The organism is Acinetobacter sp. KS-LM10 (assembly GCF_036896575.1).
GTDB lineage: Bacteria > Pseudomonadota > Gammaproteobacteria > Pseudomonadales > Moraxellaceae > Acinetobacter > Acinetobacter avistercoris.
In genome coordinates, this window is record NZ_CP145906.1 from 1,739,052 (window position 1) to 1,766,028 (window position 26,977).

General features: G+C 38.4%; 22 protein-coding genes and 1 tRNA gene. 13 read left to right on the top strand and 10 right to left on the bottom strand.

The features are described from left to right. Positions 1 to 16: 16 nt before the first annotated feature. The 3 genes from V5M36_RS07935 to V5M36_RS07945 all read left to right on the top strand — a co-directional run bounded on the left by V5M36_RS07935 (position 17) and on the right by V5M36_RS07945 (position 2,437). Positions 17 to 1,165 carry a phospholipase A gene (locus V5M36_RS07935; RefSeq protein ID WP_338563901.1) on the top strand — a complete coding sequence of 383 codons (1,149 nt, stop codon included), beginning with the start codon at positions 17 to 19 and terminating at the stop codon, positions 1,163 to 1,165. A gap of 261 nt (positions 1,166 to 1,426) precedes the next feature. After that, positions 1,427 to 1,687, top strand: coding sequence for a hypothetical protein (locus V5M36_RS07940; protein ID WP_338563904.1), 261 nt, complete (start codon positions 1,427 to 1,429; stop codon positions 1,685 to 1,687). 3 nt (positions 1,688 to 1,690) lie between these two features. Continuing rightward, a complete protein-coding gene (locus V5M36_RS07945) occupies positions 1,691 to 2,437 on the top strand; it encodes a zeta toxin (protein ID WP_338563907.1) in 747 nt (248 codons plus the stop codon). A gap of 281 nt (positions 2,438 to 2,718) precedes the next feature. On the opposite strand, the gene dsbD is transcribed toward V5M36_RS07945, so the two are convergent. Next, positions 2,719 to 4,578 carry a protein-disulfide reductase DsbD gene (gene dsbD / locus V5M36_RS07950; protein ID WP_338563909.1) on the bottom strand — a complete coding sequence of 620 codons (1,860 nt, stop codon included), beginning with the start codon at positions 4,576 to 4,578 and terminating at the stop codon, positions 2,719 to 2,721. A 295-nt stretch (positions 4,579 to 4,873) separates the two neighbouring features. On the opposite strand from dsbD, the gene V5M36_RS07955 reads away from it, so the two are divergent. Together V5M36_RS07955 and V5M36_RS07960 are read left to right on the top strand one after the other, a co-directional pair. Further along, a tRNA-Met gene (locus tag V5M36_RS07955) sits at positions 4,874 to 4,950 on the top strand. Positions 4,951 to 5,205: 255 nt separating this feature from the next. Continuing rightward, on the top strand, positions 5,206 to 5,433 hold the full coding sequence (locus tag V5M36_RS07960; RefSeq protein ID WP_445206317.1) for a hypothetical protein: 228 nt from the start codon (positions 5,206 to 5,208) through the stop codon (positions 5,431 to 5,433). Positions 5,434 to 5,714: 281 nt separating this feature from the next. On the opposite strand, the gene V5M36_RS07965 is transcribed toward V5M36_RS07960, so the two are convergent. From V5M36_RS07965 to V5M36_RS08000, 8 genes are all read right to left on the bottom strand, one after another. After that, a complete protein-coding gene (locus V5M36_RS07965) occupies positions 5,715 to 7,169 on the bottom strand; it encodes a short-chain fatty acid transporter (protein ID WP_338563914.1) in 1,455 nt (484 codons plus the stop codon). A gap of 513 nt (positions 7,170 to 7,682) precedes the next feature. Next, a complete protein-coding gene (locus tag V5M36_RS07970; RefSeq protein ID WP_338563916.1) occupies positions 7,683 to 8,312 on the bottom strand; it encodes a CoA transferase subunit B in 630 nt (209 codons plus the stop codon). Positions 8,313 to 8,315: 3 nt separating this feature from the next. Next, positions 8,316 to 9,020, bottom strand: coding sequence for a CoA transferase subunit A (locus V5M36_RS07975; RefSeq protein WP_338563919.1), 705 nt, complete (start codon positions 9,018 to 9,020; stop codon positions 8,316 to 8,318). A gap of 71 nt (positions 9,021 to 9,091) precedes the next feature. Beyond that, the gene (locus tag V5M36_RS07980; RefSeq protein WP_338563922.1) at positions 9,092 to 10,018 is read right to left on the bottom strand and encodes a hydroxymethylglutaryl-CoA lyase; all 927 of its coding nucleotides are present in this window, start codon (positions 10,016 to 10,018) and stop codon (positions 9,092 to 9,094) included. After that, entirely contained in the window at positions 10,015 to 12,009 is a 1,995-nt protein-coding gene (locus V5M36_RS07985) for an acetyl/propionyl/methylcrotonyl-CoA carboxylase subunit alpha (RefSeq protein ID WP_338563924.1), read from the bottom strand. The genes V5M36_RS07980 and V5M36_RS07985 overlap by 4 nt, the downstream gene beginning before the upstream one ends. 29 nt (positions 12,010 to 12,038) lie before the next feature. Next, positions 12,039 to 12,833, bottom strand: a complete 795-nt coding sequence (locus V5M36_RS07990) for an enoyl-CoA hydratase/isomerase family protein (RefSeq protein WP_338563927.1) — start codon at positions 12,831 to 12,833, stop codon at positions 12,039 to 12,041. A gap of 11 nt (positions 12,834 to 12,844) precedes the next feature. Beyond that, positions 12,845 to 14,446: a carboxyl transferase domain-containing protein gene (locus tag V5M36_RS07995; protein WP_338563930.1), complete on the bottom strand. Its 1,602-nt coding sequence runs from the start codon at positions 14,444 to 14,446 to the stop codon at positions 12,845 to 12,847. A 30-nt stretch (positions 14,447 to 14,476) separates the two neighbouring features. After that, positions 14,477 to 15,649, bottom strand: a complete 1,173-nt coding sequence (locus V5M36_RS08000) for an isovaleryl-CoA dehydrogenase (protein ID WP_338557755.1) — start codon at positions 15,647 to 15,649, stop codon at positions 14,477 to 14,479. A 147-nt stretch (positions 15,650 to 15,796) separates the two neighbouring features. On the opposite strand from V5M36_RS08000, the gene V5M36_RS08005 reads away from it, so the two are divergent. The 4 genes from V5M36_RS08005 to cysK all read left to right on the top strand — a co-directional run bounded on the left by V5M36_RS08005 (position 15,797) and on the right by cysK (position 20,193). Then, positions 15,797 to 16,420 (top strand): TetR/AcrR family transcriptional regulator, encoded by a 624-nt coding sequence (locus V5M36_RS08005; RefSeq protein ID WP_338557756.1) that lies wholly within the window; start codon positions 15,797 to 15,799, stop codon positions 16,418 to 16,420. Between the two features lie 110 nt (positions 16,421 to 16,530). After that, positions 16,531 to 18,222, top strand: coding sequence for an AMP-binding protein (locus V5M36_RS08010; protein ID WP_338557758.1), 1,692 nt, complete (start codon positions 16,531 to 16,533; stop codon positions 18,220 to 18,222). A gap of 171 nt (positions 18,223 to 18,393) precedes the next feature. Beyond that, positions 18,394 to 19,068, top strand: coding sequence for a class I SAM-dependent methyltransferase (locus V5M36_RS08015; protein ID WP_338557760.1), 675 nt, complete (start codon positions 18,394 to 18,396; stop codon positions 19,066 to 19,068). A gap of 126 nt (positions 19,069 to 19,194) precedes the next feature. Beyond that, positions 19,195 to 20,193 carry a cysteine synthase A gene (cysK, locus tag V5M36_RS08020; RefSeq protein WP_338557762.1) on the top strand — a complete coding sequence of 333 codons (999 nt, stop codon included), beginning with the start codon at positions 19,195 to 19,197 and terminating at the stop codon, positions 20,191 to 20,193. 173 nt (positions 20,194 to 20,366) lie between these two features. Here the strand turns inward: cysK and V5M36_RS08025 are convergent, their stop codons facing one another. Further along, positions 20,367 to 21,203 (bottom strand): IclR family transcriptional regulator, encoded by an 837-nt coding sequence (locus V5M36_RS08025; RefSeq protein ID WP_338557763.1) that lies wholly within the window; start codon positions 21,201 to 21,203, stop codon positions 20,367 to 20,369. 438 nt (positions 21,204 to 21,641) lie between these two features. Between V5M36_RS08025 and V5M36_RS08030 the strand changes: the two genes are divergently transcribed. The 4 genes from V5M36_RS08030 (at position 21,642) to V5M36_RS08045 (ending at position 26,967) form a co-directional block, all read left to right on the top strand. Then, positions 21,642 to 22,796 (top strand): acyl-CoA dehydrogenase family protein, encoded by a 1,155-nt coding sequence (locus V5M36_RS08030; protein ID WP_338557765.1) that lies wholly within the window; start codon positions 21,642 to 21,644, stop codon positions 22,794 to 22,796. A gap of 193 nt (positions 22,797 to 22,989) precedes the next feature. Further along, the gene (locus tag V5M36_RS08035; protein ID WP_338557766.1) at positions 22,990 to 24,189 is read left to right on the top strand and encodes an acyl-CoA dehydrogenase; all 1,200 of its coding nucleotides are present in this window, start codon (positions 22,990 to 22,992) and stop codon (positions 24,187 to 24,189) included. Positions 24,190 to 24,670: 481 nt separating this feature from the next. After that, a complete protein-coding gene (locus V5M36_RS08040; protein ID WP_338557767.1) occupies positions 24,671 to 25,444 on the top strand; it encodes an enoyl-CoA hydratase in 774 nt (257 codons plus the stop codon). Positions 25,445 to 25,446: 2 nt separating this feature from the next. Beyond that, positions 25,447 to 26,967, top strand: coding sequence for a 3-hydroxyacyl-CoA dehydrogenase (locus V5M36_RS08045; RefSeq protein ID WP_338557769.1), 1,521 nt, complete (start codon positions 25,447 to 25,449; stop codon positions 26,965 to 26,967). The last annotated feature ends 10 nt before the right edge of the window (positions 26,968 to 26,977 follow it).

Sequence of the window (26,977 nt, forward strand, 5' to 3'; positions counted from 1 at the left end):
GATTGGGGAGATTTAAATGGCGTTCAAAAGAATTGAACGTACTCCTTTAAGACTGAGTATGATTACCATGCTCAGTCTTTGGAGTGTGAATAGTGCTTATGCTGTAGACGAGACACCGGCAAAACCATCATCAGCAGAAGCCTGCGTTGCTTTAGAAGCCAATTCGGATCGTTTGGCATGCTATGACTTGGTCTTTAAATCTCCATCAATTGAACAAGCTGTTTTAGTTTCAGAAAAGCAGGCGGCACAACAAATTCAACCACCTGAAACTGAACCCGTAGATTTTAAGGAAAGAATCGGACGTAAGATAGACACTTTATTTTCGCTTGAAGGTCCGAAAATCTCTCCAAATACGTCTCTGTTTGATAAACGATGGGAATTGTCACCTGACAGCAAATTAGGGACTTGGAATATTAGAGCGCATCAGCCTGTGTATTTATTACCTGGCTTTTGGACAACAGACAAAAATGAATTTCCTGAAAGCCCAAATGAAAATAACACAGCAACCGAAGATCAAAATTTAAAGTCAATGGAAGCAAAGTTCCAGCTGTCTTTAAAAACCAAGGCTGTCGAAAATTTAATTGGGGATAATGGTGATATTTGGTTGGGCTATACTCAATCATCGCGTTGGCAGGTTTATAACGAAGATGAATCTCGTCCATTTCGTGAAACCAATTATGAACCAGAAGCAAGTTTAGTATTTCGAACCAATTACGAGTTCTTAGGTCTAAATGGTCGCTTACTGGGTTTAACTTTTAATCATCAATCGAACGGTCGTTCAGATCCGCTTTCCCGAAGTTGGAATAGATTGATGCTAAATGTTGGCTTAGAAAGAGGCAACTTCGCGATGATGATTCGTCCATGGTATCGTCTTGAGGAAGATTCCGATGATGACAACAATCCGGATATCAAAAATTACGTGGGAAGAGGTGATTTAACCACTTTTTATCGTTGGAACGATCATGATTTTTCACTCATGTTGCGCCATTCATTGAAAGGTGGAGATAATTCACATGGTGCCGTTCAATTTGATTGGGCGTTTCCGATTAGTGGGAAATTACGGGGGCATTTTCAATTGTTTGACGGATATGGTGAAAGTTTGATTGATTACAACCATCGAGCAACTTATGTCGGCTTGGGTGTGTCATTGATGAATTGGTTCTAAATCTAAGTGTCTTGATAAAAGCCACTACATAAGTGGCTTTTATCTATCAGTTTATGTCTATGTATTTATAGTATGTCTGAGCAAGATTGATTTTTTTAAATAAAAAACTGATTTGTTTTTTATTATGAGTTTAGATTGTATCCTACTTAATACTGCTGAATTATTAGACAAATAATTCTAATATGCTAAGATAATAAAACCATTGCGATAAGAATTTTTAATCATGTGTTGCAATGCGTATACGCTGAGAAGAGGTAAGCTATGTCAATATTTACCACGATGAAAACGACTATAAGTGAAGAGGCTTTAATTCCATCACTTGCTATACACGCCTTTCATCAAGCTTTTGAAGACGCAAGTTCAACAGCTGAAACAGTCACGTATGCTGAAAATAAACAATTGCTTAAAAAACTCGAAAATGGTGATGTAATTGTTTTAAAGGATCTATCTAAATCCTATACCACATTCAATTCAAAGCATGCTGTGTTGAAGCGTAAAAGAAAAATCTCTGCTCTGGCTTAAACTTTGCCACAACCACGTATTCGTATGTTTGCGGGTCCAAATGGATCTGGAAAAAGTACCATCATTCAATATCTTTTGCCTCATCAAGTTGGGGCATATTTGAATGCAGATGAATTAGAAAAACAGCTCAGATCATTTCAATATATCGACTTAAGGACTTATCATCAGGCTTTAAGTGCACAAAAGCTGGTCCAGTTTTTAGAACATAAACAACGTAAAATAAATTCAATTGTATCTCAACTCATCACATATCCACCCGTAGTGAAAGGCAGTATCATCTATTTTAATATGGATGATGTTGATTCTTATCTTGCTGCTCGAATCATTGATTTCATTCGATTCGAATTTTTAAGACTGAAAATTAGTTTTACTTTTGAAACAGTCATGTCACATATCAGTAAAGTAGAATTTCTAAAACAAGCCCAAGAGCAGGGTTTTCGGACCTATTTATATTATGTAGCAACGGTAGATCCTGAAATTAATATTGGACGGGTACATTATCGAGTGCAAACTGGAGGACATAAAGTCCCAGAACAGAAAATCAGAGAACGTTATTACCGTAGCTTAGACTTATTAATTCATGCCATTGAATATAGTGACAGAAGTTATCTATTTGATAATTCGAGTTATGGTCAAAAAGCATCATTTTTAGCTGAGATACAGGCTTCTGAGCTTCTAAAAATTAATCCAGAGCTCAAAGAATACCCAGCATGGTTTGTCGATAAAGTTGTTTCAGAGTTTAGTGATTAGAGTTTAGTGATTTAAGTTTTAAATTTAGAAATTTGTAATTACTAAGCAGTAAATAATACTGGGCTTATTCATAAGTCATTTTTATAAAAAATAAAAATCATTCCTCAATCATCCTGACCTTCTATCAGAGTGAGAGAGAGTTTTTAGATAGAAAATTATTACCGCTCAATGATCATTTAAGTTAATGGCAAAGATTTAGTTGAAGCGTCTTTGCCATTTTATAAAATCTTAGAAATTTATAAAATTCCACAAAAATAAATATTGATCAATTACATTAAAGATTAACGCTTAGCTAATGCTTCTAATTGAGTCAGCAGAGCATTTGCTTTAAAAGTTCCCGTGAGTCTCAAATCACGAATTTCATTGCCATTTTCATTTAAGAATAAAAATGTTGGAGGGCCTAATATTTCAAACTTTTTCAGAATTAGATCTTGTGAAGAGTCATAGCTGGATAAATCGAGTTTAATGAGATAGTTATTTTTAAGTGCGTCTTGTACATCTACTCGTGGTAAAACTTCTTTTTCAAGAGGCTGGCACGCAACACACCAATCGGCATAAACATCAATGACCACATTTTTATTGGCTTTTTTAGCGTGCTCAAGAACCATATTTAAGGCTTCTAAAGTACTCACGGTATGCCAAGCTAAGTGATTTTCTTTTAATTGTTGCGTTTGACTACTTTGATAAGCTTGAACGACATTCCAAATACTAGCAGATGTTGCTAAAAAAATAGCGCATATAAACAATAATTTTTGAGTAAATGATTTGGAGTCTTTTATAGCAGCAAGGCTAAGATAAATTGCCAGTGCTAAAAATATAATCGCGTTTAAACTTAAATAAAGTGTCGATTTCAACATAGGTTGAATAAAATAAAATGCCATGAATAACATCAAAAAGCCAAAGCTGACCTTGAGATGATTCATCCAGATACCAGGTTTCGGTAATAAACGCGAACCAAATACACTCGCTATAAATAAAGGTAAACCCAATCCGAGTCCTAATAAAAATAGATACACACCGCCCAATACTGCACTATGGCTTTGTGAAACAAACAATAATGCACCAGCAAGTGGAGCGCTCATACACGGTCCGATGATAAGCGCAGATAACGCACCCATGACCGCAGCACCTAAAATAGAACCTGCTTTTTGAGAATTTTGAAAATCGCTAAGTTTTTGTGTGAATTTATTGGGCAGTGTGAGATTAAATAATCCAAATAAATTAAGTGCAAACAAAATGAATAAGCTTGCGAAAATTGAAAGTACAACTGGATTTTGAAACCATCTTTGAAAACTATAACCAATTTCTGCGACGACAACACCCATAAGCGCGTAGATAAGCGCCATACTAATGACAAAACTAGAGGCAATAGCAGCAGCACGTAAACCTGATTTTTTCTGAATCAAAAGGGTGGATAATATAGGGATAAGGGGCAATGAGCAAGGTAGAAATGCCAATAAAATTCCCAAACCAAAAAAGATAAAGAGGTTAATCATCAAAGTATCTTGAGAAAGAAGATTAAAAAAGCCTTGGTCATCATTCCATTGTAATGACATTGTATTGTTTTTATCAGTACTTTTTTGATTATTATCTTGTTCAGATGAGATTGCTTGTAATGATTCATTTTCAATTACTGAAGCGTTTTTAGCTTCTTTTAAATTGTTTGTTGAATCCGTTAAATTTTTAATTTCATTTTTTTGTTGATGAGCAGCAAATCCTTGATTTTGATTTGCATTCATTTGAGGAATTAAACCATCAGCATCTGTTTTAATTTTTAAATGCTGTAAGGGATAACATAAACCATCCTGCGAACAACCTTGCCATTGGATGGTGTAAGCCGTATCTGGTTTTACGGAAAATTGCGCTGAAACATGATTATAATGAACTTCGGTTAATCCAAAGGTTGGATCATTTTTCTCTTGGCCTTTTGGAAGTTTAAGCTCAATGATTTGCTGATCTGACTTTACTGAAAATTGATCATGATATAAATAATAGTGTGGAGCAATTTTCCAGTTAAGTTCGACACTCTGCTTGGAAATAGATTCACTTGATATCTGGAATGCTTGATCTGCAGCTAAAAATGTAGGATTAGCAAAGCTAAGTGAACTATAAAGTGTAATTAAAGCTAAGCTGAACTTCATTATAAGGTGCAAAATAAATGTCCTGAATTACAAATGAATAAAACATAAGGGAGGATAATTGAACTTATAAATATATGCTGAAATACAATAAAAATATATAAATGAAACGTGAACAGTCATATGCAATTTGTATTTTTTATCAGGTCTCTTAGATTTATTAACGATTTCAAATTAACGTTAACTATTGGTTAAATCCACTTACTGCATCATTTTGGGTGTTTTTTGTGCTAACGAGTTATATTTTAAAGCGATAAGTTGCTTTTCAATCTTGAAAGGCGTATAAAGACTCTATTGTTGCGGGATGGAGCAGTCTGGTAGCTCGTCGGGCTCATAACCCGAAGGTCGTTGGTTCAAATCCAGCTCCCGCTACCAACCTTAAACACAGAGTTTATGGTTGGAATTGGTATAGAATGATCAATGTATAGTTGTTTTGAAGTGTTAAGTTGATGTTGAAAGTGGTTTTACGTGATGTATGCCATTTAAATGAAAATGAAATATTGCTGTATTTAAACAATAAGACAATTAAATGTCCTCTCTTTGAATGTTGATCTCAAAATCTATGGTTATAAACAAATATAGAATTTTCAATTTTGAAGTTCTATATGTATAAATAAATTGGTGTATGTGTTGAATATATTTGAAAATTTAGTAGCAAAATCTGTAAATGGTCATGAAATTTTAGTATCTTTAGTTCCTTCAAAGAAAATACAAAATACGCGTGATGGCGTGAAATGGGTTGAAGTCGGTAAAAAAGTATTGCTTCAGTCTGGTATCGAACTTGAATTGAACTTAGATGGACGTAGTTTCTATACGGGCGTTAATGAAATGTTCCGCTTAGATGCAAGAGTTTGTTAATACTGAAAATTTATTGATTAATATCAATTAAATCGATAAATTAAAAAAACCGCCTTAAACGGCGGTTTTTTATTGGGTTGAATTTCATTTATTAAATATCTAATAAACTTCTTTCAAAAGTCATTATTCATACAAAAGATTCATCATGAGTTTTCCCTCATCCTAACCTTCTCCCAAAGGGAGAAGGAATTTTTACAGATTAATTTATTATCACTCAATGATCATTTTTTGACTTATGAAAGAGATCTAATGAACTATATTTTATAATCCTTCTTAATTCATTAAAATACTGGCGGTGTATAGGTAAGCGTTCGACCCAATATCCAGAGAAGAAAGAGTACCAAAGGAATATGGAACACCAGTTGAGTCACGGTAAAACCAATCACGTCTTTGGCTTTTAATTTTAAAATCCCAAGCATTGGAAGCATAAAGAAGGGGTTGATTAAGTTGGGTAAAGCTTCTGCTGCATTATAAATTTGAACCGACCAACCTAAATGAACTTTTAAATCATTGGCTGCTTGCATCACATATGGCGCTTCAATAATCCATTTACCACCACCAGATGGAATAAAGAAGCCCAAAATTGCTGAATAAATCCCCATTACGATAGCGAAAGTTTCTTTTGAGGCAATAGATACGAAGAATTCAGCAATATAATGAGATAAAGATAAATCTGAACTGTTCATGGCTGTGGTCATGATAAAGGCGATGCTGCCATAAAGTGGAAATTGAATCAGTACACCTGAAATAGCAGGTACAGCTTTAGACACCGCATTAAGAAAGTTACGTGGCGTACCATGTAATGCAATACCTAGCATTAAAAAGATAAAGTTATAGGTATTTAAACTGGAAATCGCAATAATTGGATTACTTTTGGTGAACTCATTGAACATCCACAATAGACCGAGTACAACGATCAATATACTCAATAGTGGTGAATTTTCTAACCAATCTCCTGGGCGTTTTTTGGCAGATTGGCTAGATACGGATTTATTGGATAACGCGATCGTTTTTTCTTGTTTTTGGTCGTGATCTTGATCAAGTTGAATATCAAACTGATCCATGGTTTTAACGCTATTTCCCTTTGGCGCTGACCAAAAGGCGATCGCAATAGAAGCGACAATAAGAACCGCAGTCATAATCATAGACTGCGGTAGAAAAATCGTTTCTGTAAATGGAATGACACCTGTTAAATTATAGATAGGTTCCGGAAGACTAGCTTTGTTGGCTTGTAGTTGCGCAGCTGAAGAACTAATACCCAGTGCCCACGTTGCACCCATACCAATAATTGCCGCGGCAGCCGCAGCGCGGTAGTCCATATTCAGCTCTTTGCGGTGTGCCAAAGCAATGACCAATAGAGCCGTGAGTACAGTACTCATTGCCCAGTTAATCAAAGACACCAATAAGCTGACCGTGGCAACCAAAACAATTGCACCACGTCCTGAATTTGGAATTTTAGCCATGGATTGAATCAGCAGAGCAATTGGTTTTGAAACTGATACGACATAACCGACCACAATTAACATACACATTTGCATGGTAAAAGGAATCAAGCTCCAAAAACCATTACCAAATGAATTGGCGACATCTTGTACTGGTGCACCGATCCCTATTGCTGCAACGGCGACAATAAGAACACCGAGTAGGGCGAAAATATAGGAGTCAGGAAACCATTTTTCTGACCAGTCACTTACTTTGAGTGCAAACCGTTGTAAAATATTTTGAGAATGATCCATAGCTAAAATCCTTTTGCCATTGGTTTAGATTTAAGATTTATTTTTACGACTTTTTTAAATGATGATGTTTAAACTTATATTATTTTTAAATGCTGTCGTTTCAGTAAAATTATGATTGTTTTGAATCGTTGATCTTTGAGCAATTTATTCTGTACTAAAATTCATGTGTGATAAATTATGGTTAATCGTCCATGAAAGCTGCTCATCATCAACATATCACATTATGAAATACTTCATTTTGCTTCAATGATTTGAGTTATGAATAAATTGAGAGCTGAACACGGTTCATGGATGTATCTGTTTAAGTTTAATAGACTTCTTTCAAAAGTCATTATTCATACATCAGACTCATCATGAATTTTCCCTCATCCTAACCTTCTCCAAAAGGGAGAAGGGATTTTTACCTATCAATGTATGGCCACTCAATAGTCATTTTTCGACTTATGACAGAGATCTCATCATTAAACACCCCAATAAACGGCGTTAATATCAAAAAATCGCATTCTTAATCTGTTATTGAATGAGAGCTACACCTGTAACTTTTTGAATCTCATCAAAACTGACATCCTGAGCAAGTTCGACCAGTTTGACGCCTTGTTGCGTGATGTCGAGCACTCCTAAGTCGGTGATAATACGGTGGACTACACCTTTACCTGTAAGTGGCAGTGCACATTGCTCAACAATTTTCGGAGTACCATCTTTCGCTGAATGCTCCATGAGTATCACCACTTTTTGTACGCCTGCAACTAAATCCATGGCACCGCCCATACCTTTTACTTTCTTACCAGGAATCATCCAATTGGCTAAATCGCCTGATTGAGAAACTTCCATTGCACCCAATATGGCGATATTGACATGGCCACCGCGAATCATCGCAAAAGAGTCTGCACTGGAAAAAAATGATGCACCTTTGCGTGCGGTTACTGTTTGCTTACCCGCATTGATCAGATCTGCATCTACAGTGGCTTCAGTTGGAAATTCACCAATGCCCAATAAGCCATTTTCAGATTGTAGCCATACATTTATATGTTCAGGAATATAGTTTGCGACTAGGGTCGGTAATCCAATCCCTAAGTTGACATAGAAACCATCTTCGAGTTCTAAGGCAGCTCGTTGTGCCATTTCATTACGCGTCCAAGCCATGATTTATGCCTCCACCTTTAAAGTCATTTGTTCAATTCGTTTTTCAGGGTTTTTATTTAAAATAATTCGATTGATATAAATTCCCGCTAAGTGGATTGAATCTGGATCTAAATCGCCAATTTCAACAATTTCTTCAACTTCAGCAATGCTAATTTTCCCCGCCATAGCACAAACAGGATTAAAATTTTGTGCTGTTTTACGAAAAATTAAATTGCCTGCTTTATCTGCCTTATAGGCTTTGATCAAAGCAATATCTGCTGTTAAAGACTCTTCTAATATGTATTCTTTTCCATCATATTCACGAGCTTCTTTTCCTTCAGCAATCAGTGTTCCAACCCCTGTTTGAGTGAAGAAAGCGGGGATACCTGCACCTCCAGCACGGAGCTTTTCAGCCAAAGTGCCTTGTGGTGTGAGTTCTACTTCAAGTTCACCATTTAAATATTGGCGTTCAAATTCTTTGTTTTCGCCCACATAAGATGAAATCATTTTTTTAATTTGTTTGGTTTCAAGTAAAAGTCCCAATCCGAAACCATCTACACCTGCATTATTTGAAATACAGGTTAGATCTTTGGCTCCAGTGTCTTTCAAGGCGGCAATAAGTGCTTCGGGAATGCCACACAATCCAAAGCCACCGACAGCCAAAGTTTGACCATCTTTAACGATATCTTTCAGTGCTTGTGCGGCACTGTCATAGAATTTATTTGACATTGAACACCTCATTTTAATTTTTACTTTGAGCCAAATACCATTTCAGCATTCGGTGTGATCACTAAGCTGTTTTAAATCACTTTATTTTGCCAATAAGCATTGGCGTAGTTGGATGGGTTATTGCGCTGTAGTACTTGGCTTATATTTTTTGAAGCAAGCATCAGTGCATCTAAATTAACGCCCGTTTCAAATCCCATTTTTGAAAGCAAGTAAAATAAATCTTCTGTTGATACGTTTCCAGATGCACCTTTTGCATAAGGACAACCACCAAGTCCAGCGATCGATGCATCAAAGATTCGAATGCCTTGTTGCAGAGATTGATAAATATTGGCAATCGCCATGCCATAAGTATTATGAAAATGTCCAGCTAGAGACTGAGCATCGATTTGTGTCAAACACGCATCCCAAACTTTGGCAACACGATCTGGCGTAGCTGTCCCAATCGTCTCACCTAAAGACACTTCATAACAGCCCATATCGAGCAGTCTTTTAGACACCTCAGCGACTTTCTGTGGATCAATGGCACCTTCATATGGACAATCCACGATACAGGAGACATAACCGCGGACTTTGATGTTGTGGAGTCGAGCATGGCGAATAACATCTGCGAATTTATCGAAACTTTCATCGATACTGCAGTTAATGTTTTTACGGGTGAAACTCTCAGAAGCGGCAGTAAAAACGGCAACCTCTTTACATCCAACCGCCAACGCAGACTCAAAACCTTTCATATTCGGAGTGAGTAAACTCAATTGAATATCATTGTCCTGAGGTAAGTCTGCAAAAAGCACATCGCTGTGTGCCATTTGCGGCACCCATTTGGCAGACACGCAGGATCCAACTTCAATATTTTTCAGACCTGTTTTCATTACGTCCAAAATTAATTGACGCCGATCTTCGAGTGTTAAAGGTGTTTTTTCATTTTGAAGACCATCGCGAGGACCAACTTCAACGATTTTTACAAAATGATTTGAATCTGATGCATTTAAAGATGTCATGCAACCTCCTTTGTGAGCGCCTGAAACTCCACCAGCTCATCACCAGCCTTCACTTGATCACCTTGTTGGAAATAGGCAGCCACAACGACACCATCAAATGGCGCACGAATCGAATACTCCATTTTCATTGCTTCTAAGGTGAGTAAAACCTCATCTTTTTTAACAGTTTGATTGGCGGTAACAAAAACCTGTGTAACCGCACCCGGCATTGGCGCTTTTAAATTTGACTCATTGCCTTGACTTTCGTCCGCTAAATAATTGGTTTTTAAATGCTTAAAAACATAGGTTTTACCGTCTTTAAATAATGAAATTCCCTCTTGGCTACGGCTAAAGCTTAATTTGTAGAGTTGCGTGTCAGATTGAATCTTAATCAGATTTTTATTGATGAATTCACCTGAAATATTAAAATTCTTTCCATTTAGACAGGCTGAATAGCCATGTCCGTTGGTACTAAATTTAAGCTCAAGGGGTTGTTCATTATGTTCAAATTTAATGGTGTAATTACTTTTGATATTGCTACGCCAAATCGGCTTTGCTTTCCACACAGGATGATCAAACTCTTTGCTTACAGCTAAGCGAGAGAGCAGTTCAGTCAATCCAGCAGCAATAATCAATTGCTCAGAAGTTTCAGTTTTCTGCTGGAAAAGAAACTCATCTTCACGTTGAATTAAATTGGTGTCTAAATCGGCATATTTAAACGATTCGCATGTGACTAAACGATCTAAGAAGGCAATGTTGTTACCTAAACCTTCAACATGAAACTGACTCAAGGCATGATGCATTTGCACTAAAGCTGCTTCGCGATTTTCTCCCCAGACAATCAGCTTCGCGATCATCGGATCATAAAACGTCGATATTTCATCACCTTCAACGATACCACTATCAATGCGGACACACTGATTTTGTTCTGGATAGTGTAGATAGTGAATACGACCAATCGCAGGTAAAAAACCTTTTTCTGGTTCTTCAGCATAGACACGTGCTTCTAAAGCATGACCATGAATCTTTAATTCAGATTGTTGCTTCGGTAATGGCTCGCCATACGCGACACGGAGTTGCCATTCAACCAAGTCTTGACCTGTAATCATTTCAGTCACAGGGTGTTCTACTTGTAAGCGTGTGTTCATTTCCATGAAGTAGGCTGTACCATCTTGCTCCACAATAAACTCAACGGTTCCAGCACCCACATAGTCAACAGCTCGTGCAGCATCAATCGCTGCTTGACGCATCGCCTCAAGCTTAGGTTCTGACATTTTTGGTGCTGGTGCTTCTTCTAGCACTTTTTGATGACGGCGCTGTACTGAACAATCACGTTCGAAGAGATGTACATAATTACCGTGTTGATCACCAAAAACTTGCACTTCAATGTGACGTGGATTCACCACATAGCGTTCAATAAGGACATCGTCATTACCAAAACTTGATTTTGCTTCGCTCTTGCACGAATTCAATGCTGCGATCAGGTCTTCACTTCGTTCTACCAAGCGCATACCTTTACCGCCACCACCCGCACTGGCTTTGATCAGAACAGGATAGCCAATGGCGTCTGCTTGTTGTTTTAAAAATTCAGCATCTTGATTACTGCCGTGATAACCCGGTGTTAAAGGCACTCCCGCTTTTTCCATCAAGGTTTTGGAAGTGGCTTTTAAGCCCATGGCTAGAATCGCGGCTACAGGTGGTCCAATGAAAATAATATTATTTTTTTCGCACGCTGCAGCGAATTGATCATTTTCAGATAAAAAACCATAACCTGGATGAATGGCTTCTGCACCTGTGCTTAAAGCCGCTTGAATAATACGATCTGCTTGTAAATAACTGAGTGCAGCAGGGGATTCACCAATATAAATCGCTTCATCAGCTAATTTCACATGTTGAGACTGAGCATCAGCATCTGAATAAACGGCAACAGTTGCTATGCCGAGTTTTTTTGCACTTCGAATCACACGGCAGGCAATTTCACCACGGTTTGCAATGAGAATTTTATTAAACATAGAAAGATCCTTATCCTTGTGTTGCCGTGTTAAGCCACGGTCTTAATCCAACTTGGACTTTGTTTATTTAAAAAAGCATTTAATCCGTTTTTAGCTTCTGAGCCTTGACGAACTTGCGCAATATGTTGAGCAGTCTTAAGCAATAATTGTTCACTCAGTTCTTGTTGGTCGACTAAACGTATCAATTGTTTAGAAGACGCTTGGGCTTCTGGTCCACCCAAAAGAATCGCTTGAACAATTTCATTCACTTTTGCATCCAGTTGTTCTGGTGAACAAACCTCATGTACTAAGCCAATTTTTTCAGCTTGTTCAGCACTTATCCGTTCTGCTGTTAAAAAGTAACGTGAAGCTTGTCGTGCACCTATAGCTCGTATCACATAAGGGCTAATGGTTGAAGGTGCTAAACCGAGACGAACTTCCGAGGTTGCAAATTTCACGTCTGTACTGGCTATACAAATATCACAAGCTGAAGCTAAGCCCATACCGCCTCCAAAGGCAATACCATGTACACGTGCAATTGTGGGTTGTTTAAGGTTGGCTAAAGCCTGCAGCATTTTTGCAAGTTTTAAGGCATCTGCTTCATTCTCTGATGTGGAGGCTTCACCTGCTTGCTTCATCCAATTTAAATCTGCACCTGCAGAAAAGCTTTTGCCTCGTCCAGCAAGAATAACCACACGGATATCATCGCGTGTATTCAGCGCAGTAAAGCAGGCATCCAATTCCTCAATGACTTGAGTATTAAAGGCATTGTGTAACTCTGCACGATTAATCCAAACAGTGGCTACTTCTGCATGTTGTTCAAGTTGCAAAAATTCATAGCTCATGGTCTATCTCCTTACATACGGAACACACCGAATTTAGTCGGTTGAATGGGAGCATTTAAAGCAGCCGCTAAGCTTAGACCTAATACATGGCGTGATTCTGCAGGATCAATAACACCATCATCCCATAAGCGTGAAGATGCATAATAAGGATGTCCTTGTTTTTCAAATTGATCACGATAAGGTTGCTTAAATTGATCTTCTTCTTCAGCTGACCAAGTTTCACCACGTTGCTCGATTTGATCGCGTTTAATGGTAGAGAGAACACTTGCTGCTTGTTCACCACCCATCACCGAAATACGTGAATTCGGCCAAGTCCATAAGAATCGAGGTGAATAAGCGCGACCACACATGCCGTAGTTCCCCGCGCCAAATGAACCACCCACCACCAACGTGATTTTAGGTACATTCGCTGTTGCTACAGCCATAACCAGTTTGGCACCATTTTTGGCGATACCTTCATTTTCATACTGACGACCGACCATAAAGCCAGTGATATTCTGTAAAAATAAGAGCGGAATATTACGTTGTGTACATAGCTCAATAAAATGCGCGCCTTTTTGAGCAGACTCTGAAAAAAGAATGCCATTATTGGCAATGATGCCAACGGGCATACCGTAAATTTTGGCAAAACCAGTGATCAGGGTTGTGCCATATCGCGCTTTAAATTCATCGAGTCGAGAACCATCTACAATTCGTGCAATCACTTCACGAATATCAAATGGTTTGCGTGCATCACTTGGAATTACGCCATAGAGTTCTTCAGCATCATATAAAGGCGCTTCTATTTGCTCAGTAAATGGCTTAGGTGTAATGTTGAGGTTTTTTACAATATTACGTGCAATCGCAATCGCGTGTTCGTCGCTCTCAGCAAGATGATCCGCAACGCCAGAAAGACGTGTATGTACATCACCGCCGCCCAAATCTTCTGAGCTTACCACTTCACCTGTCGCAGCCTTAACCAGCGGTGGGCCACCCAAAAAGATGGTGCCTTGATTACGGACAATAATTGTTTCATCAGACATAGCAGGGACATAGGCACCACCAGCAGTACAACTACCCATAACCACTGCAATTTGTGCAATGCCTAAACTCGACATGCGTGCTTGATTGTAAAAAATTCGTCCAAAATGATCTCTGTCTGGAAAGACTTCATCTTGCAGAGGAAGAAAGGCACCACCAGAGTCCACCATGTAAATACATGGTAAATGGTTTTGTTCAGCAATTTCTTGTGCACGTAAATGTTTTTTTACCGTCAATGGATAATAGGTTCCACCTTTGACCGTTGCATCATTGGCAACAATCATACAAGTAATGCCTTGTACTTGACCAATTCCTGCAATTACACCCGCAGCAGGGACATCATCTGCATAGACTTGGTAGGCAGCCAATTGACCAATTTCAAGAAAAGCAGTTCCAGCATCAATCAGTTGATCAATACGATCACGTGGGAGTAATTTCCCACGATCTAAATGTTTTTGACGAGATTTTTCACCACCACCTAATGCAATGGTTTGGGCTTTTTGCTTTAAATCATCAACCAAGCTCAGCATGGCTGTCTGGTTAATTTTAAAATCTTCACTTCTAATATTTAATTTACTTTGAATTTCATTCATCGTGAACGTCCTTGTATGACTAGGATTGACTTATTTGGTTTCGTTGAAAAGTTCACGACCAATCAGCATACGGCGAATTTCCGATGTGCCTGCACCAATTTCATAAAGTTTTGCATCACGCCATAAACGCCCCGTATCATAGTCATTGATATAACCATTACCACCAAGCGTTTGAATTGCTTCACCTGCCATCCATGTGGCTTTTTCAGCAGAGTAGAGAATTGCACTGGCAGCATCTTTACGTAGACCACGGTCATGATCTGCTTGATCACATGCAGCACCTACGGCGTATACCAGTGCTTTACATGCAAGCCAGGTAGAATACATATCTGCAATTTTGCCTTGCATGAGTTGAAATTCACCTAAGCATTGTCCAAACTGTTTGCGTTCATGAATATATGGAATCACGGCATCCAAACAAGCATCCATAATGCCCAATGGACCACCACTTAATACTGCACGCTCATAATCCAAGCCGCTCATCAATACTTTCGTACCATTGCCCACACCACCCATGACATTTTCTTTGGGTACTTTGACGTTGTCGAAGAAGAGCGGATAAGTATTTGAACCCCGCATTCCCAATTTGTCTAAATGTGATCCATGGCTAAATCCGTCCATGTCTTTTTCAACCAAAAAGGCTGTCATGCCTTTCGCACCGGCCTGAAGATCGGTCTTTGCGTAAACAACGAGGACATCGGCATCACCGCCATTGGTGATCCACATTTTTGAGCCATTGAGAACAAAGTGATCACCATGATCATCTGCGCGTAATTTCATGCTGACAACATCTGAGCCTGCATTGGGTTCAGACATTGCCAATGCACCGACAAATTCACCAGAAATTAATTTAGGTAAATATTTCTGTTTCTGTTCTTCAGAACCATTACGGTTGATTTGATTAATGCAGAGGTTGGAATGCGCACCATAAGACAAACCAATAGAAGCAGAAGCACGGGAAATTTCTTGCATGACGACGATGTGAGCAAGATAACCTAGATTTAAGCCCCCATATTCTTCACTCACGGTCAGACCCATCAATCCCATATCACCAAACTTCTTCCATAAATGGGCAGGGAAAAGATTGTCCTTATCGACTTGTTGCGCAATCGGTGCAATTTCTTTAGCGCAAAACGCCGCAACAGAATCACGTAGGGCAATTAAAGTCTCATCTAGTCCGAAGTCGATGCTGTGTAAATTCATTTTTTCATTCATCCTAAAAGTTCTATTTTTATTTACTAGAAGCAAATTTCCTGTGCTTAGAAACTACAATACATTTATTTTTTAAAAAAGTGAATACATATTCAGAAAATGATTTATAATTCATTTTAGTTGATTAGGCAGACAATTATGAGCTATAAAAGATCATCCTTAATGCAAGAGCGCATGGAGCAAAATCGTCAATCGATCTTGCAATCTGCGAGAGAACTCATTGCTGAAGGGGGTTTTAAAGATGCACAAGTTCAAGCAATAGCGGATAAATCGGGCGTTTCGAGCGGTTTGGTATATCGTTATTTTGAAAATAAAAATCAGATCCTGATCGAAGTGCTTTCACATGCGATTACAGGTGAGGTGGATATTTTAAATAATATCGCGCGAACGGATTTAAGCGCGGCGCAAAAATTACATAAAGCGGTTACGACATTTGTTAAACGTGCATTGAATAGTCCTCAATTGTCTTATTCACTCATGTTTGAACCTGTCGACCCAACGATTGAACATGAGCGGTTTCGCAGTAAGCAGCTCATTAAACAGTCGATTAAAGAAATCCTTGCAGAAGGAAAAATCAATGGAGAGTTTGGTTTCGAAGATTTAAATACCGCAGCACTGTGTGTCGTGGGTGCCATGACATTCGTGGTGATAGAACCTTTGAATCCATCTCGTAATATCATGTTTGATGACAGTTATAAGGGTTACTTCGTGAAGCAAATTGCAGATTTTTGTGTGAATGCAGTCATATCAAAGGGAGAGTAAGAGGATCTATTCATACACAAAGGATGTTGTTTTGAATAAGTAGTAATCGCGTATAGCTAAAATTTGAATGTAAGAACAGTAATAAAAAGAGAATCAAGGAGTATGATTCAATGACGCAATTACGACTGAGTTATGCCTATGGCACCAGTAGCCAACCTTTACTGGGAATGACCATAGGGGATAAGTTTGATCAAGCGTGTTTACAATATGCAGATCAGGATGCCGTGGTGAGTGTTCATCAAAATATCCGTTTAAGCTATCGACAACTGCATGAAAAGGTCAATGCTTTTGCCTGTCAGCTATTAAAACTCGGATTAAAAAAAGGTGATCGTCTTGCGATATGGTCACCAAACTGTGTGGAATGGACGATTACCCAGTTTGCTGCATTCAAAGCAGGCATTATTTTGGTCAATCTCAATCCTTCTTACAAAAGCAGTGAACTTGAATTTGTTTTAAACAAAGTGGCCTGTAAAGGATTGGTCATTGCTTCCTCCTTTAAAAGCACTGATTATCAAGAAATTTTATATAAAATTGCGCCAGAGCTTTCTCAAGCAACAGATAAAATTTTAGAATCCGCTCGTTTACCGCATTTGAAAATAGTCATTAAAATAGATGATGAGAATCATGTTGGTTTTCATCGTTTCGCGGACTTGATGCCTACACCCACAGACACAGAATTAAAAGACTTAGAAAAATTATCCAGTGAATTACAATTTGACGAAACCATCAATATCCAATTTACCTCAGGCACGACAGGCAACCCGAAAGGCACGATGTTAACCCACAACAATATCCTGAATAATGGATATTTTGTGGGAGAGGCGATTCATCTCACACCACAAGATCGAGTCTGTATCTCTGTGCCTCTGTTTCATTGCTTTGGAATGGTGATGGGAAATTTAGCCTGTATTACACATGGCTCTGCGATGATTTATCCAGCTGCTGTTTTTAATCCCTTAGAAAGTTTAAAAACAATTGAAAAAGAGAAATGTACAGCAGCCTATGGTGTCCCCACCATGTTTATTGCGATGCTGGAACAAGAACAATTTGATGACTTTGATTTAAGCAGTTTGAGAACCGGCATTATGGCTGGAAGTCCTTGTCCGCGTGAAATCATGCAGCGTGTGATAGATCGCATGCATATGAAAGACATTACTATTTGCTACGGAATGACAGAAACAGCACCTGTAAGTGCGCAAAGTTCGACGACAGATTCTTTGGAGCAAAGAGTCAGCACCGTTGGGCGAGTACATCCACATATTGAAATTAAAATTGTTGATGAACAAGGCAAAGTTGTGCCTAGAGGAAAGCTAGGAGAACTTTGTGTGCGCGGCTATTCAGTTATGCTGGGTTATTGGGAAGACGAAGAAAAAACCCGTGAAGTAGTCGATGTCGCGAAATGGATGCATACGGGTGATATCGCGGAAATGGATGACTTTGGTTTTATCAAAATCAAAGGACGTATTAAAGACGTCGTGATCCGTGGTGGAGAAAATTTATTCCCCAAAGAAATTGAAGATTTCTTATATAAACACCCCGATGTTTCTGATGTTCAAGTTATTGGCTTACCAGATGCTCGATACGGTGAAGAACTGTGCGCATGTATTATTTTGCATGAACATCATCAAGTAACCGAAGACTGTATTCGTGCCTACTGTAAAGAGCATATTTCGCACAATAAAGTTCCACGTTATGTGAGATTTTTTACTGAATTCCCAATGACAGCATCAGGCAAGGCGCAAAAATTCAAATTACAAGAATTTATGCGCAAAGAATTGAATCTATTAGACGAAATGGCATAGTACTGATGGAATTTTAGAAAATATTGCTGTAAGAATGCCAAATTTAAGGATTTTAAATTTGGCATTCTATTTTGAATATCAAGCTAATTTAATGCTCATTGAGAATAGTTCTAATACAAGATAAACCTAATAGAAAACAAACGTAATAGAAAATAAACCAAAGGTGAAAATGTGGCTAAAAACTTTAATCATCCCAAAGTCGTTGCTGCTTATGATGAGCATATTCGAAAGCTCATTCCTGGTTATGAATTGGTTCATTTACAAATTCAGGCGATCTTAAAAAGTCGTCTTCCAGTTGATGCGAAATTATTAATTGTGGGCTGCGGCACAGGTTATGAGTTGTCATATTTACTCGATCAATTTCCGTCTATGACACTGGTCGCGATTGATCCTGCTTTAGAAATGCTGCAACACGCCCAACGTAATTTATCGGATAGCGCTGATGTATCACGTGTTGAATTTATCCATACCGATACACAAGGATTAGATGCATTTTCCAATCATTTCGATGCAGTTTTAAGTATTTTGGTTTCTCATTTTATTGCTGAAGAGAGTAAAACAAATTTTTTTAGTGATATTGCCAAAGTATTGAAGCCGAATGGTCTTTGTATTAATTTTGATTTAGTACAGATAGACAACGAATCCGATAAAATTTCTTTAAAATACTTAACTGAATCAATCGGTTTGCCAGCGACTCAAAGCCAAGCCATGTTGGATCGTTTAGAGTATGATTTTCATTTAATCACGACAGATGCTTTAAAAGAGATTTATCATCAGGCTGGCTTTAAAACAGTTCAAACGTATACTCAAATATTAAATTTTTATGGTTTTATTGCGATTAAATGAGTTAAATCATCAAATTGAATAATGATTTCATTAAAACGTATATCAATTGATTACAATTGGATATATAACGAAAATGAAATAGGATTATGATTAAACAGTAGTTTTAAGAATATAAAAGGATGATTCATGGCAACTGATGCACAATTTCCTCAATCTGAAAATTTAGGTATCGCGGTTTATAGCAATAATGCTGATTCAATTGGTAATACGCCATTGGTTCGTATTAACCGATTGATTACGGGTGGTGCTACTGTTCTTGCAAAAACTGAAGCCAGAAATCCTGCTTTTTCAGTGAAAGACCGTATTGGTGCAGCATTAATTGCAGATGCGGAAAAAAGTGGAAAACTCAAAAAAGGCATGCATATTGTAGAACCAACCAGTGGTAATACAGGTATTGCACTTGCTTTTGTTGCAGCTGCCAAAGGTTATGAGATTACGTTAACCATGCCAGCCAGCATGAGTATTGAACGTCGTAAAGTGCTTAAAGCTTTGGGGGCTAACTTAGTCTTAACTGAAGCAGCAAAAGGAATGAAAGGTGCGGTCGAAGAGGCAGTACGTCTAGCCACTGAAAATCCTGATCAGTATTACTTACCACAACAGTTTGAAAATCCAGCCAACCCACAAATTCATGAAGAAACCACTGGTCCAGAAATTTTTGTAGCAACAGGCGGGAAAGTCGATATTCTTGTGGCGGGTGTAGGTACTGGCGGTACGATTACCGGTGTTTCACGTTATTTTGAAAAAATTAAAAATCAGCCGATTTATTCTGTGGCGGTAGAACCTGCAGATTCACCCATTATTGGTCAAACCAAACGAGGTGAATCCATAACACCGGGGCCGCATAAAATTCAGGGAATTGGTGCTAACTTTATTCCGAAGAATTTAGATTTAGACTTGGTCGATGAAGTGATTGCGATTGAAAATCAGGTCGCAATTGATTTTGCCCGTCAATCTGCGATTCAAGAAGGTATTTTTGTTGGTATTTCCAGTGGTGCCGCTTTAGCCGCAGCACATGAGCTTGCATCACGTCCAGAAAACGCAGGTAAAACGATCGTTGTGATCCTACCTGATGCTGGTGAACGTTACTTATCTTCAGTGTTATTCGAAGATATTTCAGCAGAATAATCTATTCAATTTAATCGATTTATAATTCTGTTTAAAAATTGAAGAAAAAAACCGATTCAAACGAATCGGTTTTTTTGTTTTTTTAAATGGTTTTTAAAAAATATATCACCAACTAAAGAAAGTGAGTTACTAAAGTCTTAATCGTTATCTGGTCGCTATAAATTAAATAAACCCTAGATACTATTCAGATTATCCGAAATATTATTTACCATATGAATCAAGCGCGGTCCAATTTCATTTTCCAGTTTTTCTTGGTTGAGTAAATAACTCGGCGCACCACAATTGAAGGTTAAGATCCCATGCTTTGGATGCACCAAAGGAACTGCAACTGAGTTCACATCTTTAGTCCAATCACCTAAAGATAAACAATAGCCATAATCTTGATAATCACGAATTGCACGTTCTAAATTGCGTTTAATGTTGAGCCATTGTTCTTCATTTCTTTTTTTAATCGCGTCAAATAAGAATTCTCTTTCTTTAATTTCCATCGCCGCTAGACAAGCACGTCCCATGGCACTCGAGTGTATTGGCAGCGTAGAACCCACTGAACGGCGCATCGTGAGATTTGAGTCAGTATGTACAACCTCTAGATAAATCATATTCAAACGGTCACGGGTTGCCATCGCAACGGGTGCTTGAGCATAACGAGACATTTCTTCCATGATAGGATAGGCCTGATTTCGTGCAGAGATATTACTTAATGCAGAATAGCCCAGCGCCAGAACGCCAACATCTAATAAATACTTCGTGGTATTGGGGAGTTGTTTTAAATAGCCCAAAGAAACTAAAGTACTGGTAATACGTGCAACTGTTGGTTTCGGCAAATGGGTTAACTGTGCAATTTCCTGATTACCCAGTAGCTGATTTGTTCCAGAGAAGCATCTTAATATTTCTAATCCACGTGCAATAGACGCAATAAACTGAGGGTTATTTTCACGATGAATGTGCGAAATAGGATCTAAACGAATTTCATCAAAGTTAGGCGTTTCACCTTTTTTATTTATTGTCATATTGAACAGATATCAAGTTAATTCATACATACTATAACAATTAAATTTCACGATACAAAATAAAAGTTTAAATAAACGATAAATCGCAGTGATTTTCATCATTTTTGTTGTTGATTTTAAAAAAATTATAGAAAAAACCAATATTTCTCAAAATTTTCAATTTATTTTTCAATCAAATCTAAGCTGAGCAAACTTTTATGCTGCTTAATTTTTTATAGTTAATATGTTTTTATAAATTTATATATATCAATCTATTAATAAAGATAAAAAGCATAAATAATCATTTAAATAATGAATCATGAGCATTTTAATTGTTTAAAATTTAAATTTTTTAAATAAATCTCTTGCTGTAATTGAGTTTTTATGGTTATTTATTTCGTATTGCGAAATAAAAATAAGGGTAAAGGAATTTACTCAAACGATATTATGGAGATTCTTATGATTCGCGATCCGGAAATGCTTGAACAACTTTTAGGGACTATCCGAGACTTTGTCAGAGATGAGCTTGTACCTCTAGAACATGAAGTAGAAGAAAATAATGCAATTCCAGAACATATTATCAATCAGATGAAGGAATTAGGCTTATTTGGACTCACAATTCCTGAAGAATATGGTGGTCTTGGGATCACGATGGAAGAGGAAATTCTTGTCGCAATAGAATTGGGGCAAACTTCCGCTGCCTTTCGCTCTCTGATCGGAACCAATAATGGGATAGGTTCCAGCGGTATTTTAATCGACGGAACTGAAGAGCAAAAACAGAAATATTTACCTCGTTATGCCACAGGCGAAATCATTGGTTCTTTTTGTTTGACTGAACCTGATTCAGGGTCAGACGCTGCGTCGTTAAAAACCAGTGCGATAAAAGAGGGCGATTATTATGTTTTAAACGGGACAAAACGCTTTATTACCAATGCACCTCGCGCTACAACATTTACAGTAATGGCACGGACGAATGCTGAAATTAAAGGTGCTAGCGGTATTTCTGCATTTTTAGTCGAAGCAGGCACACCAGGTTTAAGTCTCGGTAAAATTGATAAAAAAATGGGGCAACACGGCTCATATACTTGCGATGTGATATTCGACAATTGCAAAGTACATCAAGATCAGTTGATTGGCGGAGTTGAAGGTATTGGTTTTAAAACCGCTATGCGCGTATTAGATAAAGGCCGTCTGCATATCGCAGGTTATAGCGTAGGCATGGCAGAACGCATGCTTGATGATGCTGTAAATTATGCGGTTGAGCGCAAGCAGTTTGGGCAACCTATTGCCAGTTTTCAATTAATCCAAGGCATGTTGGCGGATTCTAAAGCTGAGATTTATGCTGCCAAATGTATGGTACTGGATGCTGCTCGATTACGTGATGCGGGTCAGAATGTCACAACAGAATCGTCATGTGCAAAAATGTTTGCGACAGAAATGTGTGGACGCGTCGCGGATCGCTGTTTACAGATTCATGGTGGAGCAGGTTATATCAGCGAATATGCCATTGAGCGCTTCTATCGAGATGTTCGCCTGTTCCGTCTTTATGAAGGAACGACACAAATTCAGCAGATCATTATTGCACGTGAATTGATTAAAAAAGCGACTGCATAATCGTAAAGATAATATTTTTAAAACAAGATTTTAAAAAATAGGTCTTAAAAATAAAGTTTTAAAGACACAGTATTAAAGAAAAAATTTTAAATACAGAATTTGCGAAGAAAAGTTTTCAAACAGAATCTTCGCAAAACAGCACGCAAAATAGTACGTAAACAATACTCGTAAAAAAGATAAAGGACATATTGAGATGACGACAAAAAACAGATTTGATTGGCAAGATCCATTTTTAATTGAACAGCAACTCAGCGAAGAAGAGCGCATGATTCGTGATGCCGCTGCTGCATATTGTCAGGATAAACTTGCTCCGCGTGTGCTTGAGCAATTCCGTCATGAAACGACAGATATTTCGATTTTTCGTGAAATGGGTGAGTTGGGTTTACTTGGACCAACCATTCCAGAGCAATACGGTGGCGCTGGCTTAAACTATGTGAGTTATGGCTTAATTGCACGCGAAGTAGAACGTGTAGATTCAGGCTATCGTTCGATGGCCAGTGTGCAAAGTTCATTGGTGATGGTGCCAATTAATGAATTTGGCTCGGAACAACAAAAGCAAAAATATTTACCAAAATTAGCCACAGGTGAGTTCATTGGTTGTTTCGGATTAACGGAACCTGATCATGGTTCAGATCCAGGTAGCATGATTACACGTGCCAAGAAAGTAGATGGTGGATACCGTTTAAGTGGTGCAAAAATGTGGATCACCAATAGTCCAATCGCTGATGTATTTGTGGTGTGGGCAAAAGAAGTATCGACAGAAGGCAATGTTGGCGATATTCGTGGTTTTATTTTGGAAAAAGGCTGGGAAGGTCTCACAGCACCAACGATTCATGGCAAGGTCGGCTTGCGTGCATCGATTACAGGTGAAATTGTGATGGATAATGTCTTTGTACCAGAAGAAAATGCATTTCCAGAAATTCGTGGTTTACGTGGTCCATTTACCTGTTTAAACAGTGCGCGTTACGGCATTGCTTGGGGTGCTATGGGTGCAGCAGAATTCTGTTGGCAGACGGCACATCAGTACACCATGGATCGTAAACAATTCGGTCGTCCTTTAGCGGCCAACCAATTGATTCAGAAAAAGCTCGCCGATATGCAAACTGAAATTGCATTAGGACTTCAAATTGCGCTTCGTTTTGGTCGAATGAAAGATGAAGGGATTGCATCAGTTGAAGGTACGTCACTGATTAAACGTAATAACTGCGGTAAAGCCTTGGATATTGCGCGTGTTGCGCGTGACATGATGGGTGGAAATGGTATTTCAGATGAATTCGGTGTAGCTCGACATCTGGTAAATCTTGAAGTTGTGAACACCTATGAAGGAACTCACGATGTTCATGCTTTGATTTTAGGCCGTGCTCAAACAGGTATCGCTGCATTTTGTAATTAAAGCGTTCGATTTCAACGGGTCAGAATAATCTGGCTCGTTGAATTACTGTTTTAAGCAAATCAGCTTTTATGAAATCTGACTCCAGCAAATTATTTAAAAGTAAATCCATTCACGACTTCATGACAATTTAAGAATGAAAATACTCAGATAGGACGCTTATTAAATTGATGAGTCAATCTTATTAATAGGAATTTAAGTTGAAGAGAAAAAAATGGAGTCATGATAAACAAATAAAGTTTTAAATATTTTTAATTAAGAGCTCTTTCATCAATCTAAAGAAATCTTTAGCGGCAATAAATTGAAATAAAAAATACCGTCTTCCTCTGAGAGAAGATTAGGATGGGAATATTTTGATGATGTTTATATGACTTTTTTGATGATGAGCAAGTCGTTTAAAAAGAAGTTGGAATAGTCTCGCAAAGTTTTTTTATCGTTTAATAAAAATATTTCTGAACAATCAGACAAAATCAATGGAGTGGACATGGAACAGGTCGTTCAAATTGAGCAAATCTCAGCGCATGTTGCGATGGTCAAAATTCATCGACCTGAAGCAAAAAATGCATTAAATACAGAAGTGCGGCAGAAACTCGCGACCGCTTTCCATCAATTAAATGATGATGAAAATATCCGTGCCATTATTCTGACGGGCGGTGACAAAGATTTTGCTGCGGGGGCTGATCTTAAAGAATTAGCACAAGCAGAAACGATTCAAATGATGCAACGTCATACTGAACGATATTGGCAAGCGATCGCTCAATGTTCAAAACCAGTCATTGCAGCTGTGAATGGTTATGCATTGGGCGGTGGCTGTGAGTTGGCTATGCATGCTGACATTATTATTGCTGGAAAAAGTGCTCAATTTGGTCAACCTGAAGTCAAAGTCGGGGTTATGCCAGGTGCGGGTGGAACGCAGCGTCTATTTCGTGCAGTAGGGAAATTTCACGCCATGCGTATCTTGATGACAGGATGTTTAGTACCTGCATCAGAGGCCTATCAAATTGGACTGGTTTCTCAAGTCACAGAAGACAGCGAAACGATTGCAACTGCCATCAAAATGGCTGAAGGTCTGGCAAAATTACCCCCAATCGCATTGCAACAAATCAAAGAAGTCGCATTGTTAGCAGAAGATGTTCCACTGAATGCAGGCTTGATGTTAGAACGAAAATCGTTCCAAATGCTTTTTGCTTCGGAAGATCAAAAAGAAGGTATGCAAGCCTTTATTGAAAAACGTAAACCCAATTATCAAGGACGATAATGATGACTTTACACATTCAAAAAATCGGTATTATTGGCGTTGGAACCATGGGTGCTGGCATTGCACAAATTGCGATTCAATCTGGTCATGATGTGCTGTTATTTGATGCCAAAACGGGTGCTGCACTAGAGGCGCAAGAAAAACTAGCTAAAACGCTGAATGGATTAGCAGATAAAGGCAAGTTTAGTCACGATAAAGCAGCCGAAGATCTCAGTCATTTGTCTATTGTACAGCAGCTTGAAGATTTGAAAGATTGTGACCTCGTGATTGAGGCGATTATTGAAAATCTAGAGATTAAACAAAAACTGATGCAGCAACTAGAAACAATTTTAAAACCAGAAGCCATTTTGGCATCAAATACATCATCGCTGTCTATCACTGCAATTGCTGCAAACTGTCGTCAACCTGAACGTGTCGCAGGCTATCATTTTTTTAATCCAGTCGCGCTAATGAAAGTGGTGGAAGTGATTGAGGGTTTTAATACACGTCTTGATATTATGGATACCTTAACCCAACTCTCAATAAAAATGGGACATCGTCCAGTAAAAGCCAAGGATACCCCCGGCTTTATTATCAACCATGCAGGTCGTGCCTTTGGAAGTGAAGCCTACGCCATTCTTAATGAGAACGTTACGCCATTTTACGATATAGACCGAATTTATCGTGATGGGATCGGTTTTAAAATGGGACCATTCGAGTTGGTCGATCTGACGGGTATGGATGTATCACACCCAGTGAGTGAATCTATTTATACTCAATATTATGAAGAGACACGTTATCGTCCGAGTGTAATTACCCGCCAGCGTTTTATTGCAAAACAGTTAGGGCGTAAAACAGGTAAAGGTTTTTATGATTACACCTCAGGCAGTAAGCAAGGGGATATCGCGTCCATATTTGTTGAAAAACTGGAATATTATCCAAAGGTCTGGCTTGCGACAGAATATAACGACGACCGTCAAGCTCTTGTGCAATATCTTGAGCAGTTCAATATTCAAATTGAAACGACTGAACGACCATCTGCTGAAGCTCTAATTTTAATTGCGACTTATGGCGAAGATGCAACATCAGCGGCATTACGTTATCAAGTTGCGCCAGAACAATTGGTGTGTATTGATTTGCTGTATGGTCTGAATAAACATCGCACACTCATGCCAAGCTTTGTTACTCAAGATAAATACATAAAAACAGCACAATCTATTTTCAATCTGGATGGTATCTCGGCCAGTGTGATTCAAGAAAGTGTGGGCTTTGTTGCACAACGTGTCTTGGCGATGATTGTTAATTTAGGCTGTGATATTGCCCAGCAAGGTATTGCTACTGTTGAAGATATTAATGTCGCTGTGAAATTAGGTTTAGGTTATCCCTATGGTCCAATTGAATGGGGCGATGTATTGGGTGCTGAAAAAATACTGAAAATTTTAGATCGTATGACAGCCATTACACGTGATCAACGTTATCGTCCAAGTCCTTGGTTACGCCGCCGTGTCCAGTTAGGTCTTCCACTTGTACATAGTTCACATTAAATAAAAGCTT

What these genes read in the sequence shown, in the direction of transcription:
- V5M36_RS07935 (WP_338563901.1), top strand. Translation starts at nt 17, where the DNA reads ATGGCGTTCAAAAGAATTGAACGTACTCCTTTAAGACTGAGTATGATT.
- V5M36_RS07940 (WP_338563904.1), top strand. Translation starts at nt 1,427, where the DNA reads ATGTCAATATTTACCACGATGAAAACGACTATAAGTGAAGAGGCTTTA.
- dsbD (WP_338563909.1), bottom strand. Translation starts at nt 4,578, where the DNA reads ATGAAGTTCAGCTTAGCTTTAATTACACTTTATAGTTCACTTAGCTTT.
- V5M36_RS07965 (WP_338563914.1), bottom strand. Translation starts at nt 7,169, where the DNA reads ATGGATCATTCTCAAAATATTTTACAACGGTTTGCACTCAAAGTAAGT.
- V5M36_RS07970 (WP_338563916.1), bottom strand. Translation starts at nt 8,312, where the DNA reads ATGGCTTGGACGCGTAATGAAATGGCACAACGAGCTGCCTTAGAACTC.
- V5M36_RS07975 (WP_338563919.1), bottom strand. Translation starts at nt 9,020, where the DNA reads ATGTCAAATAAATTCTATGACAGTGCCGCACAAGCACTGAAAGATATC.
- V5M36_RS07980 (WP_338563922.1), bottom strand. Translation starts at nt 10,018, where the DNA reads ATGACATCTTTAAATGCATCAGATTCAAATCATTTTGTAAAAATCGTT.
- V5M36_RS07985 (WP_338563924.1), bottom strand. Translation starts at nt 12,009, where the DNA reads ATGTTTAATAAAATTCTCATTGCAAACCGTGGTGAAATTGCCTGCCGT.
- V5M36_RS07990 (WP_338563927.1), bottom strand. Translation starts at nt 12,833, where the DNA reads ATGAGCTATGAATTTTTGCAACTTGAACAACATGCAGAAGTAGCCACT.
- V5M36_RS07995 (WP_338563930.1), bottom strand. Translation starts at nt 14,446, where the DNA reads ATGAATGAAATTCAAAGTAAATTAAATATTAGAAGTGAAGATTTTAAA.
- V5M36_RS08000 (WP_338557755.1), bottom strand. Translation starts at nt 15,649, where the DNA reads ATGAATTTACACAGCATCGACTTCGGACTAGATGAGACTTTAATTGCC.
- V5M36_RS08005 (WP_338557756.1), top strand. Translation starts at nt 15,797, where the DNA reads ATGAGCTATAAAAGATCATCCTTAATGCAAGAGCGCATGGAGCAAAAT.
- V5M36_RS08010 (WP_338557758.1), top strand. Translation starts at nt 16,531, where the DNA reads ATGACGCAATTACGACTGAGTTATGCCTATGGCACCAGTAGCCAACCT.
- cysK (WP_338557762.1), top strand. Translation starts at nt 19,195, where the DNA reads ATGGCAACTGATGCACAATTTCCTCAATCTGAAAATTTAGGTATCGCG.
- V5M36_RS08025 (WP_338557763.1), bottom strand. Translation starts at nt 21,203, where the DNA reads ATGACAATAAATAAAAAAGGTGAAACGCCTAACTTTGATGAAATTCGT.
- V5M36_RS08030 (WP_338557765.1), top strand. Translation starts at nt 21,642, where the DNA reads ATGATTCGCGATCCGGAAATGCTTGAACAACTTTTAGGGACTATCCGA.
- V5M36_RS08035 (WP_338557766.1), top strand. Translation starts at nt 22,990, where the DNA reads ATGACGACAAAAAACAGATTTGATTGGCAAGATCCATTTTTAATTGAA.
- V5M36_RS08040 (WP_338557767.1), top strand. Translation starts at nt 24,671, where the DNA reads ATGGAACAGGTCGTTCAAATTGAGCAAATCTCAGCGCATGTTGCGATG.
- V5M36_RS08045 (WP_338557769.1), top strand. Translation starts at nt 25,447, where the DNA reads ATGACTTTACACATTCAAAAAATCGGTATTATTGGCGTTGGAACCATG.